Raw genomic sequence first — 250 nt, forward strand, 5'->3', positions numbered from 1 at the left:
GTGCCAGATGATTGCCGGCATCGTCGAGAATCGCGAGTTCGACCAAAGGTGGCGAGGCACGACCGGCGGAGGCGGGCTTGGCGACATAGTTCGACCGCCAGTTGCCGGTACCGACGGCGTTGGTTTCGGTCAGGCCGAAGCCGATCAGCGGCGCGGGTCCGCCCAGTTCGTCGTCCATGCGGCGGACATGCTCCTCCGGGCGCGGCGCACCACCGGCGGCGAAGTCGGAGACGGTCGACAGGTCGTAGTC

Annotated in this window: 1 protein-coding gene; it reads right to left on the reverse strand. The window is 68.0% G+C overall.

What is annotated here, in order from left to right; translation table 11 throughout:
* Positions 1 to 241: AMP-binding protein (locus AC0IYH_RS33035; protein WP_471838611.1), on the reverse strand; the 241-nt coding region annotated here is incomplete at its 3' end.
* Between the last annotated feature and the right edge of the window lie 9 nt (positions 242 to 250).

Source organism: Pseudomonas sp. AC463, assembly GCF_979253585.1.